Origin of the sequence: Mesobaculum littorinae, from assembly GCF_004011175.1 — a bacterium.
GTDB classification, from domain to species: Bacteria; Pseudomonadota; Alphaproteobacteria; order Rhodobacterales; family Rhodobacteraceae; genus Tranquillimonas; species Tranquillimonas littorinae.
The window spans coordinates 549,566-564,542 of the sequence record NZ_RQXX01000002.1; the positions used below are offsets into that span (position 1 = coordinate 549,566).

General features: G+C 70.0%; 9 protein-coding genes. All 9 read right to left on the bottom strand.

The window, feature by feature from the left end:
• Nucleotides 1–173: 173 nt before the first annotated feature.
• The gene (locus EKE94_RS07335) at nt 174–1,058 is read right to left on the bottom strand and encodes a dimethyl sulfoxide reductase anchor subunit family protein (protein ID WP_127905937.1); all 885 of its coding nucleotides are present in this window, start codon (nt 1,056–1,058) and stop codon (nt 174–176) included.
• Nucleotides 1,058–1,810, bottom strand: a complete 753-nt coding sequence (locus EKE94_RS07340) for a 4Fe-4S dicluster domain-containing protein (protein WP_127905938.1) — start codon at nt 1,808–1,810, stop codon at nt 1,058–1,060. The genes EKE94_RS07335 and EKE94_RS07340 overlap by 1 nt, the downstream gene beginning before the upstream one ends.
• Nucleotides 1,807–4,941: a molybdopterin oxidoreductase family protein gene (locus EKE94_RS07345; RefSeq protein ID WP_127905939.1), complete on the bottom strand. Its 3,135-nt coding sequence runs from the start codon at nt 4,939–4,941 to the stop codon at nt 1,807–1,809. Before EKE94_RS07345 ends, EKE94_RS07340 begins: the two co-directional genes overlap by 4 nt.
• Before the next feature lie 212 nt (nt 4,942–5,153).
• Entirely contained in the window at nt 5,154–6,218 is a 1,065-nt protein-coding gene (locus EKE94_RS07350) for an acetate/propionate family kinase (protein WP_127905940.1), read from the bottom strand.
• Nucleotides 6,215–7,255, bottom strand: coding sequence for a phosphate acyltransferase (locus tag EKE94_RS07355; RefSeq protein ID WP_127905941.1), 1,041 nt, complete (start codon nt 7,253–7,255; stop codon nt 6,215–6,217). Before EKE94_RS07355 ends, EKE94_RS07350 begins: the two co-directional genes overlap by 4 nt.
• 425 nt (nt 7,256–7,680) lie before the next feature.
• Nucleotides 7,681–9,435, bottom strand: a complete 1,755-nt coding sequence (xsc, locus tag EKE94_RS07360) for a sulfoacetaldehyde acetyltransferase (protein ID WP_127905942.1) — start codon at nt 9,433–9,435, stop codon at nt 7,681–7,683.
• A gap of 193 nt (nt 9,436–9,628) precedes the next feature.
• Entirely contained in the window at nt 9,629–11,080 is a 1,452-nt protein-coding gene (gene pdxR / locus EKE94_RS07365) for a MocR-like pyridoxine biosynthesis transcription factor PdxR (RefSeq protein ID WP_127905943.1), read from the bottom strand.
• 417 nt (nt 11,081–11,497) lie between these two features.
• Complete coding sequence (locus EKE94_RS07370; protein WP_127905944.1) at nt 11,498–12,805, bottom strand: DEAD/DEAH box helicase; 1,308 nt, start codon at nt 12,803–12,805, stop codon at nt 11,498–11,500.
• Nucleotides 12,806–13,233: 428 nt separating this feature from the next.
• Complete coding sequence (locus EKE94_RS07375; protein ID WP_127905945.1) at nt 13,234–14,634, bottom strand: aminotransferase family protein; 1,401 nt, start codon at nt 14,632–14,634, stop codon at nt 13,234–13,236.
• Between the last annotated feature and the right edge of the window lie 343 nt (nt 14,635–14,977).

Consider the following 14,977-nt stretch of genomic DNA (forward strand, 5'->3'; position numbering starts at 1 on the left):
GGCTGCTCGGGCCGTATCCTTGCAGGCTGCGGCGGGGCCTGCAACCTGTGCCGTGCCCTCACGGCGCGCGGCGGAGCAAGGCAGGCGGCAGAGGCGGGGCCGGGGCGGTCCGTTCGTCGCGGCCCGTGCCTATCGGAGCTGCGCCCCCCAAGCTACGCGCCCGGGCCGGGGGATCAGCGCCGCACGGGATCACGCCCGTAATACAGGCCCACGACGTGCTCGGCCTCGGCGAAGAACAGCCAGCGGATGACCACCACGCCCGCGACATGGCTGACCACGGCCAGCGCGGCGAGGATGTGCGAAAACGGCAGGACCAGCAGACCCACGGGCAAGAGGACTGCCAGAGCCAGGCCGATCACGCGCAGCTTCGCCACGTGCTTGCGGGCAACGACGAACACCATCTCGCGCGTCAGGTAGTTGCTGCCCGTGTGCGGCGGCTCGAACTGGCGAATGCCTCCGGGGGCACCAAGCCCCGTGGCCGAGGGGATCGAATGCCGTCGCGCGGCGAAGCGGCGGTCGCCGTCCATCCAGGCGGCGATCTGCGCGCCGCCGGTCAGGATCAGAAGAAGGAGGGCCGCCGTGACCTGCCCCGCCAGAAGCGCCCCGCCCGACAGCGCGTAGCCAAGAAACAGGGCGGTCGTCGACCAGTGGTTCCAGCGTGGCACGGTCCGCAGCTGCGCATAGATGCGTGACGTCGCCACGACCGTGCCCAGGCAAAGCGCCGTCCCCAGCCAGCCCAGCGGCGCCACCCGCAGGCCCCATAAGAGGTGCAGCACGGCATAGATCCCCATCACGGCAAGCGTCGCGGCCGAGGCCCAGGCTTCACGCGACAACCAGCTGCTGCGCCATTCGCGGAACGCCTTCAGCGCGCGCTCGGGGTGGCCCAGATGCGCGGTCGAGGCAAGCAGCCCGCCACAGGCCAGTGCGAAGCCCAAGGAGTAGAAGGCCCAGGCGCTCAGCCCGTCGAACCGGGGCAGCCCGACCCCCAGCAGAGCCAGCAGGCCGAAGCCCAGGCCGCTGGCGGTGGTAAAGATCAGAAGCGACGCGGCGGGATGCATCAGAGCCGCTCCAACGCGCGGTCGAGCCACCCCAGAAAGCCGCGCGGCTCTTGCGCGACCGGCTCCAGCAGGGGGGCCAGCACGTCGATCTCGTCGTCCTTGGGCCGGGGGGGCAGGTACTTGTTCACCGGCCGCGTGCCCAACTCGGGCATCAGGTCATAGCCGCCACGCGCGGCCACCAGCTGCGACACGTCGCTGTCGGGGTCGCCCAGGTCTCCGAAATGCCGCGCGCCCGCAGGGCAGGTGCGCACGCAGGCGGGGGTGCGGTCCTCTTCGGGCAGGCTTTCGTTGTAGATCCGGTCGACGCAAAGGGTGCATTTCTTCATCACCTTCTCGGACGGGTCCTGTTCCCGTGCGCCGTAGGGGCAGGCCCAGGCGCAGAGGCCGCAGCCGATGCAGTCGGATTCGTTGACCAGCACGATGCCGTCCTCGGCCCGCTTGTAGCTGGCCCCGGTGGGACAGACGGTGACGCAGGGCGCATCCTCGCAATGCAGGCAGGACTTCGGGAAATGCACGATCCGCGCGGGCGCGTCCTCGGGCGTGATCTCGTAGGAGTGCACGCGGTTCAGGAACGCGCCCTCGGGCGCCGCGCCATAGGGATCGGTTTCGGCCAGCGGGGCGCCGTAATTCTCGGTGTTCCAGCCCTTGCAGGCGATCACGCAGGCATGACAGCCGACGCAGGTATCGAGATCGATGACGAGGCCGAGCTTGACCGCGGCACCCTCGCCGGATTGGGGCGGCAATTGCGTCACGTCTCGCGGTCCTCCTCTGTCGCGGTCTGGGCATCGGGGCCGCGCGGGATGGGGGCCTCGGGCGCCCGGGGCGCGGGGGCGGCGGCGTCTTGCGCCGGGGTGGCGCGGGGCCGGCCCGCGCCGCGCCATGCCGCGCCCACGCGCCGCAGCATCCCCGCGATACCGCCTCCCTCGGCCTGCGGCGCATCCGTGGCCGGCTCGGTGGAGGTGCCGGCGGAGGTACCGGCGGAGGTGCCGGGCGATGGGCCAGTGCCGACCGCGCCGTCGGGGCCCGCTCCCGCCTCGCTCTTCCGCTTCGCCGCCGTCGCCCGGCGCAGCACACCCGGCCCCCGCCCCACGGGCGAGGCCTGCGGCGGGGTCACCGGAAACGCCTCTCCGGGGTTCTTCACCTTCTCGATCCGCACCCGCAGGTCGAACCATGCCGCCTGCCCGGTGATCGGGTCCGAGTTGGACCAGCGGTAGCCATCGCCACGCTCGGGCAGAAGCTCGGGGATCAGGTGGTTCAGCAGAAAGCCCTTCTTAGCCTCGGGCGCGCCGTCCTTGAGGGCCCAGGCGCCCTTGCGCTTGCCGATGGCGTTCCATGTCCAGACGGTGTTCTCGTTCAGCGCCGCCATGTGCGCAACCGGCACCACGATCTCGCCCGTGGCGGACGACAGCCGGGCCCAGTCGCCTTCGGCAAAGCCATGCGCCTGCCAGACCTTCGTCGGCACGAAAAGCGGGTTCACCCCGTGGATCTGGCGCAGCCACGCGTTCTGCGATCCCCAGGAATGGTACATCGCCATGGGCCGCTGGGTCAGCGCGTGCAGGGGGTATTCCACGGGGTCGGCCAGCCCGTCCGACAGCGGCGGGTACCAGATCGGCAGCGGGTCGAAGACCAGCTTGACCTCTTCGCGCAGCCGCTCGGGCGGGGGCGGGGCGGCCCTGCCTTCGGCCGCCATCTGGAACCGCCGCAGCGGTTCGCACCAGAGCTGGAAGAGGTAGGGCTGCGGCGTGTCGTAGAACCCCATCGACACGGCCCAGTCCTGGTAGGCCGCGTTCCAGGGTTTGAAATACCGCGCCTCCTCCGGCACATGCGCCTGAAAGAAGCCGCCGTTCTTGATGTAGCTGTCGATCTGTGCGGCATTGGGCGCGCCGCGCCCAGGGGTCTGCCCGCGCTCGCCCACCCGCCAGCCGGCCAGCGGCCCGACCCCGGGGCGGCGTTCGTGGTTGGCGATGTAGTCGGCGTAGTTCTCGTACTTCGCGGAGCCGTCCTCGACGAACCCCGGCAGCTCCAGCCTGTTCGCCAGCTCGATCAGCACCGACTGGAACCCGCGCACGCCCGCGTGGCCCGCACGCTCGGGCTCGACCACCGGCCAGCGGATCGCGTCCGCCGCAGCGTCGGGTTCGGAAATCGGGCGGTCGAGCAACGAGATGCAGTCGTGCCGCTCAAGGTAGGTCGTATCGGGAAAGACCAGGTCGGCAAAGGCCACCATCTCGGACGAATAGCTGTCGGCGACGATGATATGGGGGATGCGGTAGGCACCGTCTTCGTCCGTATCGGTCAGCATCTCCATCGTGGCGCCGGTGTTCATGGACGAATTCCACGCCATGTTCGCCATGTAGAGCATCAGCGTGTCGATGCGGTAGGGATCGCCCGCATGCGCGTTGGCGATGACCATGTGCATCAGCCCGTGCGCTGACAGCGGCGCGTCCCAGGTAAAGGCCTTGTCGATGCGCCTGGCCCGGCCGGCCCCGTCGATCAGCAGGTCCTCGGGGCCCTGCACGAAGCCCAGGTGCGGCCCGTCCAGCGGCTGTCCCGGGCGGCATCCGGCATGCGGTTTCGGGTGCGCGGTCGCGGGCTTGGGGTAGGGCGGCTTGAACCGCATGCCGCCCGGGGTCTCGACGCTGCCGATCAGGATCTGCAGCAGATGAATCGCGCGGGCGGTCTGGAACCCGTTCGAATGGGCCGAGATGCCGCGCATCGCGTGCATCGCCACAGGCCGCCCGGTCATCGTCTCGTGCCGCTCGCCGCGGAAATCGGTCCAGGGCTGGTCGATCGTCACCGCCCGGTCGAAGGCCGCCGCCGCGATCTCGGCCGCGATGCGGCGTATGCGGCCTGCGTCGATCCCAAGCTCCGGCGCCACCGTCTCGGGCGCATAGTCGGACGACAGGTAGCGCTCGGCTATCAGCTGGAACGCCGCGCGATGGGTAACGCCCGCGCGCCGGATCTTGCCCGACAGGTCTGGCCTCACGCCGGGGGCGTCGTAGGGCGCGGGCTTGCCCGTGCGCCGGTCGATCACCAGCTGCCGGCCTTCATCGTCGCGCAGGGCCAGACCATGGGTCGCGGATTTCGGATCACCGTCGATCAGTACCGGCGCATTGGTCCAGCGCGCAAGGTAATCGAGGTCGATTTTCCCCGCCTCCAGCAGGCAATGCACGAGGCTCAGCACCAAAAGCCCGTCGGTCCCGGGCGTCACGCCGACCCATTCGTCGGCCACGGCGTTATAGCCCGTGCGGATCGGGTTCACGGCGATGGTCTTGACGCCCCGCGCCTTCAGTCGCGACATCCCCATCTTGATGGGGTTGCTGTCATGGTCCTCGGCCACGCCGAACAGCAGGAAAAGCTGCGTCTTCTCCCAGTCCGGGCTGCCGAATTCCCAGAAGGCGCCGCCCATGGTGTAGATGCCCGCCGCCGCCATGTTGACCGAGCAGAAGCCGCCATGCGCGGCATAGTTCGGCGTGCCGAACCCCTGCGCCCAGAGGCTGGTGAAGCTCTGGCTCTGGTCCCGCCCGGTGAAAAAGGCCAGCTTGTCCGGCGCCGCGTCGCGCAAGGGGCGCAGCCACGAAAGCGCCGTCTCGAACGCCTCCTCCCACGAGATCTCCTCGAACTCCGCCGCACCCCGCGGCCCCACCCGCCTCAGTGGCGCCCGCAGCCGGGCGGGCGAGGTGTGCTGCATGATCCCGGCGGCCCCCTTGGCGCACAGGACGCCGCGGTTCACCGGGTGGTCCCGGTTGCCCTCGATATAGGCGACCTCGCCGTCCTTGAGGTGCACGTTGATCCCGCAGCGGCAGGCGCACATGTAGCAGGTCGTCTGCCGCACCTCGTCCGAAGGCGCGGGCGACAGGTCAAGTTCGGGATCGGGCAAGCTCATGATCGGCCTCCTTGCAGGGGCGTCGGGATATCTCGCAAAGACGGCATCATCACGGGCCCCACCTCATCCGCCCCGTCGGCAAAGAGCAACCCCCGGCGCATCACATTGCGCCCATGCCCTACCCCCTTGCGCGCCCTGCGTTTCTTCTCTTCCCGAAATACTCCCGCCGGAGGCTCCAAGGCCGGCCAAGCGCGCCTCCCTCCGGCCCTGCATCACGCCGCCAGGACCCGCGCGGTATCCCGTGCGATCCGTCCTTCCTCGTCGGCGGGGACGACATGCACCGGCACCTCTCCGGCCCAACGCAGGCCCGCGACGATGCGATCCCGCACGGTGTCCGCGTTCTCGCCGATTCCGCCGGTGAAGGCGATGGCGTCCAGCCCCTCCATCGCGGCGATCAGGCTGCCGGCCTGCCGCACCGCCCAGTAGCAGAAATGGTCCACCGCGAACCGCGCCGCGGCGTCGTCGCGTGCCAGCAGCGCGGCCATGTCGGACGCCCCGGCCAGACCGCGCAAGCCGCTCTCCCGGTTCAGCAGCCGGGCCGCCTCGTCCTGCCCGAAGACCTCGACCAGCCGCAGCACGGCGTTGCCGTCGATTTCGCCTGTGCGGGTGCCCATGGTGGTGCCCGAAAGCGGCGAATACCCCATGCTGGTGGCGACCGACCGGCCGTCGCGAATCGCGCAGAGCGAGGCGCCGTTGCCAAGGTGCAGCGCCAGAAGCCGGTCGGGCAGGGGATCCAGGGCCTCGACCAACCCCGCGTAGCTCAGCCCGTGAAAGCCGTAGCGGCGCAGGCCCAGGGCGCGCGCCGGCTCGGGCAGGGCGTAGGTGGTCGCGACCTCGGGGTTGGTCGCGTGAAAGGCGGTATCGAAGCTCGCGCATTGCGGAAGTCCTGGCGCCGCGGCGGCCAGTGCCCGGATGGCGGACAGGTTGTGCGGGTTGTGCAGCGGCGCCAGCGGGATGCAGGCCTCGATCCCGGCCATGACCTCCGCGTCGATCCGGCAGGGGGCGGTCAGCTCAGCCCCGCCATGGACGACGCGGTGCCCAGCCGCGTCCAGATCGCCCGGGCCGCATCCCCGGTCCGAGAGGTCGGCCAGCAGCAGCCCCAGCGCGGCCGCGTGGTCGGGCGCGCTGACGGGCCGTCGCGCCTGGCCCAGCACCAGCTGCCCGGAACCGCCGATCTCGGTCACGCTGCCTGACAGCTCGGGCACGAGGTCGGGTCCGAAAAGCTCGACCTTGACCGAGGAGGATCCCGCGTTGACGACCAGTATGCGCCCGCTCATCGCCGCGCGCTCCGGGCCAAGTTCTGGCCGAAGTCCTGACCCGCGTCTCGTCCGGCAGCGGTCAGGGGACCGCCTCCGGTCAGCGCATCGGTCGCGTCGCTGCCTGCGGTTGCGGCGATGGCGCCCAGCGCGGCGGTGGCGATCCGCGCGCCGGCCTTCTGCGATCGGCTGGTCAGCAGGATCGGCACCCGGGCCCCCAGCACGATCCCGGCGGCGCAGCAGCCCATCCCCAGCACCATCAGTTTGAACACCGCGTTGCCGGTGGTGATGTTGGGCGTCAGCAGGATGTCGGCATCCCCCGCGACGGGACTGTCGTACCCCTTGTCCAGTGCAGCCTGCCGCGAAAACGCCAGGTCCAGCGCCATCGGCCCGGCGACATCGGCGCCGGGGAGGGCGGTCTGCGCCCAGGCCGCGATCTCGACCGCCTCGACCGAGTTCGGAAGCGACGCGATAGGGTCTTCGGTGGCGCTGAGGATCGCGGCGCGGGGACGGTCGGTGCCCAGCTGGCGCGACAGCGCGACGGCGTGGGCCAGGCAGGCCTGCCGCGTCTCGATATCGGGGTCGACGTTCAGGGCCGCGTCGGTCAGTAGCAGCGGACGCTCGGCCCCGGGCGCTGTGATGTGGAAGATGTGACCGCAGCGGGCCCCCGGCGCGCGAAGCCCGGCAGCGCTGGGCAGAAGACCCTTGAGAAAGGTCGATGTGTGGATCTGTCCCTTCATGATCGCATCGGCCTCGCCCGCGCGGGCCAGAGCGGCGGCGCGGGGGGCTGCGGCCTCCATCGGCGCCTCTTCGATGCGCAGGTCCTGCAGGTCCCAGCCGATCTCGTCGGCGATGGCGCGGATCTTGGCGGGATCGCCGATCAGGATCGGTTCGGCCAACCCCAGCTCGGCTGCTTCGCGGATGCCCTGCATCGGGTTCACGGCGCCCGCGTTGACGACCGCCACCCGCGGCGGCGGCAGGGTCTGCGCCCGCGACAGAAGCCCCGGCGGGCAGGCAGGCTCGACGGGCGACAGGAAGGGAAAGGCGGGGCGGGTCATGGCAGTCTCCCGGAGGTGGTAGATACCCGTCCGAGATGGACGCGGAAGCGGGAAAAGGTCAACGTCTCCCGCCCCTTGCGTGGCGACCGCGGCTGTCGTGCCGCACGCCCGCGCTGCGTCCGCCGACAGCCGGCAAACCCCTTGCCCACTGGCCCGTGCGCCCCTCTGCCGCGCCTGCCGCAGCGCGGGCATGCACCGCGGCGATGGCGGGAATGCGGAGGGTGCATCGGGGGGCAGCGCAGTCAGGGGGCGGGATGTGGCGCGGCTTCGCCCCGGACTGACGGCGCCGCGGCGCAGGTTCGTGGGCCGGGACGTGACCGTGGGGCGCCGGGCCGACGCGCAGCAAGGTGCCTGCGCGACCCGGGGGCCACACGCCGACCGCGGGCGCGCAGAGCCGGGCACCCCGCTGCGCGTGGCGGGCGGTTTCACCCCGCCATATCCGCGGCCGAGATCCCGGCCACGCGCTCGGGCTTCTTCATCGCGTCACGGCGGAAGGGTTCGCCCAGTTCCTGGTTCAGGATGACCTCGATGAAGGTGGTCCGGCCCTCTTTCTGCAGCTCGATCGCGCGGTGCAGCGCCTGCGTCAGGTCATCCATCGTGGTCGCCTGCACGCCTTCCAGCCCGCAGGCCCGGGCGATCGCGGCGTAGGACACGCCGGTGTCGAGTTCCGTGCCCACGAAGTTGTCGTCGAACCACAGCGTCGTGTTCCGCTTCTCCGCGCCCCACTGGTAGTTGCGGAAGACCACCATGGTGATCCCCGGCCAGTCGTCGCGTCCGCAGGCCGTCATCTCGTTCATCGAGATGCCGAAGGCCCCGTCGCCCGCGAAGCCCACGACGGGCGTGTCGGGGCAGCCGATCTTGGCGCCCAGGATCGCCGGAAAGCCGTAGCCGCAGGGGCCGAAGAGGCCGGGGGCAAGATACTTCCGCCCCGCCTCGAAGGTGGGGTAGGCGTTGCCGATGGCGCAGTTGTTGCCGATGTCGGTCGAGATGATCGCTTCGGCGGGCAGGGCGGCGGTGATCGCGCGCCAGGCCTGGCGCGGGCTCATCCGCTCGGGGTCGCGGTCGCGGGCGCGTTCGTTCCAGGTCGTGCCCTCGTCGTCGTCCTCGTGGTCGAGGCTGGTCAGCTCTTGCGCCCAGCGCGATTTCGTCTCGGCGATCAGGTCGCGGCGGCTGCGGTCGCCCACCCCCTCGGGCAGGGCGTCGCGGATCGACTGCGCGACCTGCTTCGCATCGCCCACGATCCCCACCGTCACGGCCTTAGTCAGGCCGATGCGGTCGGGGTTGAGGTCGACCTGAATGACCTTCGCGTCCTTCGGCCAGTAGTCGATGCCATAGCCCGGCAGGGTCGAAAAGGGGTTGAGCCGCGTGCCCAGCGCCAGCACCACGTCGGCGCGCGCGATCAGCTCCATCGCCGCCTTCGACCCGTTATAGCCCAGCGGGCCCACCGACAGCGGATGCGAGCCCGGGAAGGCGTCGTTGTGCTGGTAGCCGCAGCAGACCGGGGCATCCAGCGCCTCGGCCAGCTCGGCCACCGACGGGATCGCGCCCGACAGCACCACGCCCGCGCCGTTCAGGATCACGGGGAACTTGGCGCTACCCAGAAGCTCGGCCGCCCGTGCCAGCGCGTCGGCGCCGCCCGCGGGACGCTCGAACTCGACGATGGCGGGCAGGTCGATGTCGATCACCTGCGTCCAGAAATCGCGCGGCACGTTGATCTGCGCGGGGGCCGAGGCACGTTTCGCCTTCTGGATCACGCGGTTCAGCACCTCGGCGATGCGCGACGGGTCGCGTACCTCTTCTTGGTAGGCGACCATGTCCTCGAACAGCTTCATCTGCTCGACTTCCTGGAACCCGCCCTGACCGATGGTCTTGTTGGCGGCCTGCGGCGTGACCAGCAAAAGCGGCGTGTGGTTCCAGTAGGCGGTCTTCACCGCGGTAACGAAGTTGGTGATGCCGGGGCCATTCTGGGCCACCATCATCGACATCTTGCCGGTCGCGCGGGTATAGCCGTCGGCCATCATGCCCGCGTTGTTCTCATGCGCGCAGTCCCAGAAGCGGATGCCGGCCGCGGGAAAGAGATCCGAAATCGGCATCATCGCCGACCCGATGATCCCGAAGGCATGCGCGATCCCGTGCCGTTGCAGCACTTTCACGAAAGCTTCTTCGGTGGTCATGCGCATGATGCCGGTCTCCTTGCTGTGGCGGGGCGAAGGTAGGCGCGCGCCGCGTCCTCGGATAGGGCCAGCCATGCCCGCGGGATAAGACCAGTTTATGCCGTGAGGCGACGTGCCCCAGCGCTCCTGCCCGTGCCCCGGGCGGAGCCAGCCAGAGCGTGCAGAGCCTACCAGGTCTCGGTCGCCCTCGGACCCCCGCCTAGGCCAGCGCGGCGGCGATGCGGGCCACGCCCTCGGGAATGCGGTCGGCGGAGATCGAGGAATAGGCCAGCCGGTAGTGATCGCGCGGCGGCCGGGCCCCGGAAAAGAAGGCCCCGCCCGGTTCGATCAGCACGCCCGCGCTGCGCAGCCGCATCGCCGCCTCTTCGGTGTCGCGGCCCGGGGCGCGCATCCACAGGGACGATCCGCCATAGGCTCCGCCGCCACCCGCCCGGGTCAGGCCATGCGCAGCGATTGCCTGTTCCAGCACGCGGCGGCGATCGTGCAAGGCCCTCGAGACCCGGCGCACCATCGCGTCGTGATGGCCGAGTGACAGGAAATGAGCCGCCGTTCGTTGCACGTGCCCCGGCGGATGGCGCAGCACCGCCAGCCGCAGCGCCCGCGCCTCGCGGATGAAGGCGGCCGACCCGACGAGGTATCCAAGCCGCAGCCCCGGGAAGAGCGATTTCGAGAACGAGCCGACATGGATCACCCGCCCCTCGGTATCCAGCGCCTTGAGCGCGGGCAGGGGAGCGGCGGCAAAGGACATCTCGAACTCGTAGTCGTCCTCGACGATCAGGAAATCCTCGGACGCCGCGCGGGCCAGCAGCGTCTCGCGCCGGTCTCGCGGCATGGTGATCCCGGTGGGGCAGTGATGGCTGGGCGTGACGAAGACGGTGTGCACGCCCTCGGGTATCGCCTCGGCATCGAGGCCGCGGTCGTCGACCGGCACGGGCAGCACGGTGCAGCGCGACTGGCCGAGGATGTCGCGCAGGCCCGGGTAGCCCGGCTCCTCGATCACCGCGGTGCGCCGGGCGTTCAGGAGAACCTCGGACGTCAGCCACAGCGCGTTCTGCGCGCCCATGGTTATCAGGATCTCGTCGGGGTCTGCGCGGATGCCGCGGCGGGGCAGCAGGCGGTGCGACAGGTAGTCGACCAGCATCGCGTCGTCGCCATCGACGGCGTCCGAGGTCAGTGCGCCGAAATCTCGCGTCCCCAGCGCCCGTACCGCGCAGAGCCGCCAGTTGGCATGGTCGAAGAGCGCGGGGTCGGCCTGGCCGTAAAGGAACGGGTAGCGATAGCTGCGCCAATCGGGGGGCTTGCGCAGCGCGGCACTGTCGGAGAACCGGCGCGCGAGGGCCCGGTTCCAGTCCACCCGGTCTTGGCGCGTCCGCGGCAGGATGCCCGAGGGATGCGGCGCGCCGTCCGAGACGTAGTAGCCCGAGCGCCCCCGCGCCGTCAGGTAGTCGTCGGCCAGAAGCTCGGTATAGGCCAGCGTCACGGTAATGCGGCTGATGCCCAGATGGGCGGCCAGCCCGCGGGACGATGGCAGCTTCTCGCCCCGGCGGAAGCGTCCCGACAGGATCCCCTCGGCCACCTGCCGCTGGATCTGGGATTGCAGCGTGCCGGTGTCGCCGGGGCTCAGGGCGAAGGCTTCGGCAGGGATCGGCATCGGGGCGGGGGTCCAGGGATTGGGCGGTCAGGCAACAGGACGGGCGCGCCCGTTGTCCCGACTGTAGAAACCTGCAGGCACCGGATGCAAGGCAGGCCGGCGGTCTGCGCGCCCGCTCTGAGGCCACAGCGCCCCGAGCTGCCGGATTTTCCGGCAGTGCCATGGGGGCGCCGCCGGCGCAGCTGATAGGACGATAACGCCGGGCCCCGGAGCAGGCCTGCACCAGCAGAGCGCCCAGGCGACCGCGTCGCAGAGAGCTGCCCGCGTTTTTCGTCTTTGTGGGAGAGGCCTAGGGTTTCCTGCCGGTCCGATCCGCGACGCGGGGCTGACCGGGTCCGGTTGTCTGCCGGTGGTCAAGCAAGCGCCCGGATCACCGGGCGCTTGGGGTGTATCAGGCCGCGTCCGGCCGGGGCGGACTCAGCCGGCGGACCGGGCCGCGGGCTTGCGCCGCCGCGGGCGCCGCTTGGCGGGCGCGTCCGAGGCGGGCTTGGCCCCCCTGGCCGGGCGTCCACCGCCGTTGCCGCCACCGCGGTTGCCGCGACCGCCCGACTTGCCCGAGGGCTTGCCGCGTCCGCCGCCCGAGCTGCGTCCGGTGTCGGGCCATGGCGTGCCGCCGGCGACGTCCAGCTCCATCTTCACCTGCTTTTCGATGGCGCGCAGGTCGCCCATCTCCTCGGCATCGCAGAATGCGACGGCCCGGCCGCTGGCGCCGGCCCGGGCGGTGCGCCCGATGCGGTGCACGTAGGTTTCAGCCACGTTCGGCAGGTCGAAGTTGTAGACATGCCGGATCTCGGGGATGTCGATGCCGCGCGCGGCCACATCGGTGGCGACAAGCACCCGGATCTCGCCCGAGCGGAAGCCGTTCAGCGCACGGTCGCGCTGGCCCTGGCTCTTGTTGCCGTGGATCGAGGCAGCGGCGAAACCCTGCGCCACGAGCCCCTTCATCAGCCGCTCGGCCCCGTGCTTGGTGCGCGAGAACACCAGCGCAAGCTCGTCGCGGTGGGTGTCGAGCAGCTTGGCCAGAAGCTTGGGCTTGTCGGACTTCTCGACGAAGTGGACCTCCTGCTCGATCCGGTCGGCAACCTGGCCCGGAGGTGCGACCTCGACCCGGACGGGCGAGGTCAGGTAGGCGCGCGACAGCTCCTCCATCTGTTTCGGCATGGTGGCCGAAAACAGCATGGTCTGCCGGTCCTTGGGCAAAAGCGGCGCAATCCGGCGCAGCGCATGGATGAAGCCCAGGTCGAGCATCTGGTCGGCCTCGTCGAGGACGAGGAACCGCGTGGCGTCAAGCCGCACCGCCTTGTTGTCGAGGTGGTCGATCAGCCGCCCCGGGGTCGCGACCAGGATGTCGGTCCCGCGGGCCAGGCGCTGGGCCTGCCCGCGCGGAGACACGCCGCCGACCACGAGGCCGATGCGCAGCCCCGTGCCCTCGGCCAGGGCGCCCAGGCTTTCGGTGATCTGGCGGGCCAGTTCGCGCGTGGGGGCAAGGACGAGGCCGCGCACGGTCTTGGGCGCGGCCTTCTCGGGTTCGGCCAGCAGCGCTTCAAGGATGGGCAGGCCGAAGGCAAGCGTCTTGCCCGACCCGGTCTGGGCAAGCCCCATGACATCGCGGCCCTGCATCGCATGGGGAATCGCCTTCGTCTGGATCGGCGAGGGATCGGTGATGCCCTGGCGGGCAAGGGCGGTGGTCAGTGCGGGCTGAAGGCCCAGCATGTCGAAGTCCATAAAATGTCCTTTCCACGCGCCTCTGTGACACGTGGCGATGCGGACCAGGCGCGATGCCGATCCGGAAATGGGTGCGCGGATGCCGCGGGGCGCGGCATGCAAACGCGGGCCCCAATGCGTGATGTCGGGAAACTCATGTCAGGTGACGGCCCGGGTGGGACGATTGATCTCGTCCAACTGCTCACGCGGCAGGGGCGGCGTCATCTTCACGAAGGGAAGTGGACCCCGAGGGCGGGGAAGTCAAGTCCGACCTCTGCCTCGCGTCGGCCGATGGACCGGGGGCTTCGCGCCCCCGGACCCCCGCGGAGTATTTCACGAAGAAGAGAAACAAGGGGCTTCGGCTTCTCTTCTTCTGAAATACTCCCGCCGGAGGCGACAGCCGCGCCCCGCGCGGCCCTTTTAAGCAAACGGCGTGGCGCGTCAGCGCCTCAACTTGACAGCACCCGGGCCAGCGCGGCGTCGATGGTGTCGACGATGCGGTCGATCTCGTCCGCGGTGACGATAAGGGCGGGGCTGAGGCAGAGCGTATTGTTCCGCCCAGGAAGCGACCGATTGGTGGCGCCGATGATCACGCCGTTGGCCATGCAGTCGGCTACCACGGCCTGTACCTGCAGCTCGGGCAGGGGGCTGCGGCTGGCACGGTCGGTGACCAGCTCGGCCCCGCAGAACAGGCCCAGCCCGCGGACGTCGCCCACGCAGGCGTGCCTTTCCTTAAGGCGCTCGAGCCCGGCCATCAGCTGCGCACCGCGGGCCCTGCAGTTCTCCAGAAGTCCTTCGTCCTCGATGATACGCATGTTCTCGAGCGCGGCCGCCGGGCCCGCGGTGCAGCCCGCGAAGGTCGAGATCGAGCGGTAGTAGTTCAGCGGGTCCGTCGCGTCGTCCTTGAACATCTCGAACACCCGCTCGGTCGTCACGCAGACCGATATCGCCGCGTAGCCCGAGGCGACGCCCTTGGCCATCGTCACGAAATCCGGCTCGATCCCGTAGTGCTGGTAGCCGAACCATTCGCCCGTGCGGCCCAGCCCGCAGACGACCTCGTCGATATGCAGAAGGACGTCGTACTTGCGGCAGATCTCCTGGACCCGCGGCCAGTAGCCCGGGGGCGGCGTGATGACCCCGCCCCCTGCGGTTACGGGTTCCAGAACCAGGCCTCCCACCGTCTCGGGGCCCTCGCGCAGGATCACCTCTTCGATGGCGTCGGCGGCACGACGGCCATAGGCCTCGCCCGACAGCGCGCCCCAGCCCTGTTCGGCGGCATGGTATTCGTTGCAATGCGGCACCTCGACGAAGCCCGGCGCGAAGGGGCCGTACTGAGCCTTGCGCTCCTCCTGACCGCAGGAGGACAGCGCCCCCAGCGTGGTGCCGTGGTAGTCCCGCGCGCGGTACAGGATCTTGTGCTTGCGCCCGCCATGGCGCTTTTCGGCGATCTGGCGGATCATCTTGTAGGCGTTCTCGTTCGCCTCGCTGCCCGACGAGGCGTAGAACACCCGGCTCATCCCCGGCATCCTGGCGATCAGCTTCTCGGCGAACTGCGCCGCGGGGATCGAGCCCGTGGAGGAGGAGAAGAAGTTCAGCTTGACCAGCTGATCGCGCACCGCGTCGGCGATGCTTTCGCGCCCGTAGCCCACGTTGACGGTCCAGACCCCGCCGGACACCGCGTCGATGTATTCGCGCCCCGAGATGTCCCAGACGCGGATGCCGCGGCCTTCGGTGATGATGCGGGGATCCACCGTTTCGAACGGCTTGTGCTGCACCATGTGGTGCCAGACATGGGCGCGGTCGGCTTCGATGACGTCGCGCGGATCATTGACGTGGAAGGGGAGGGTCATGGGGCGCACCCTTTCGGAAAAGCTTCGGGACGACCCCCGGAGCGGACGGTTCGGCCGGCGCGGGGGCAAGGGCGCTTTGGTCTTCGGACACGTCGAAAATGCAGCGTCCGAAGGGCCAGGCGTTGGGGAAGCTTTGCCTATGCATTCGGCACCCTGATAGGGCCAGATGCCTTGCATGGATGGTGCCAGAACAGCGCGAGCGGGGCGCCGATCATTCAGCTATGCCGGGCAAGTCATTGAAATTTCGTGTGCCTTAGGCCCGGGTTTTTTGCATCCGCACTGGAAATCGTGCGGTGCGCCTGTATTTTGAGCGGAGCAAGACGATTGACGGGCGGGGGGCCTG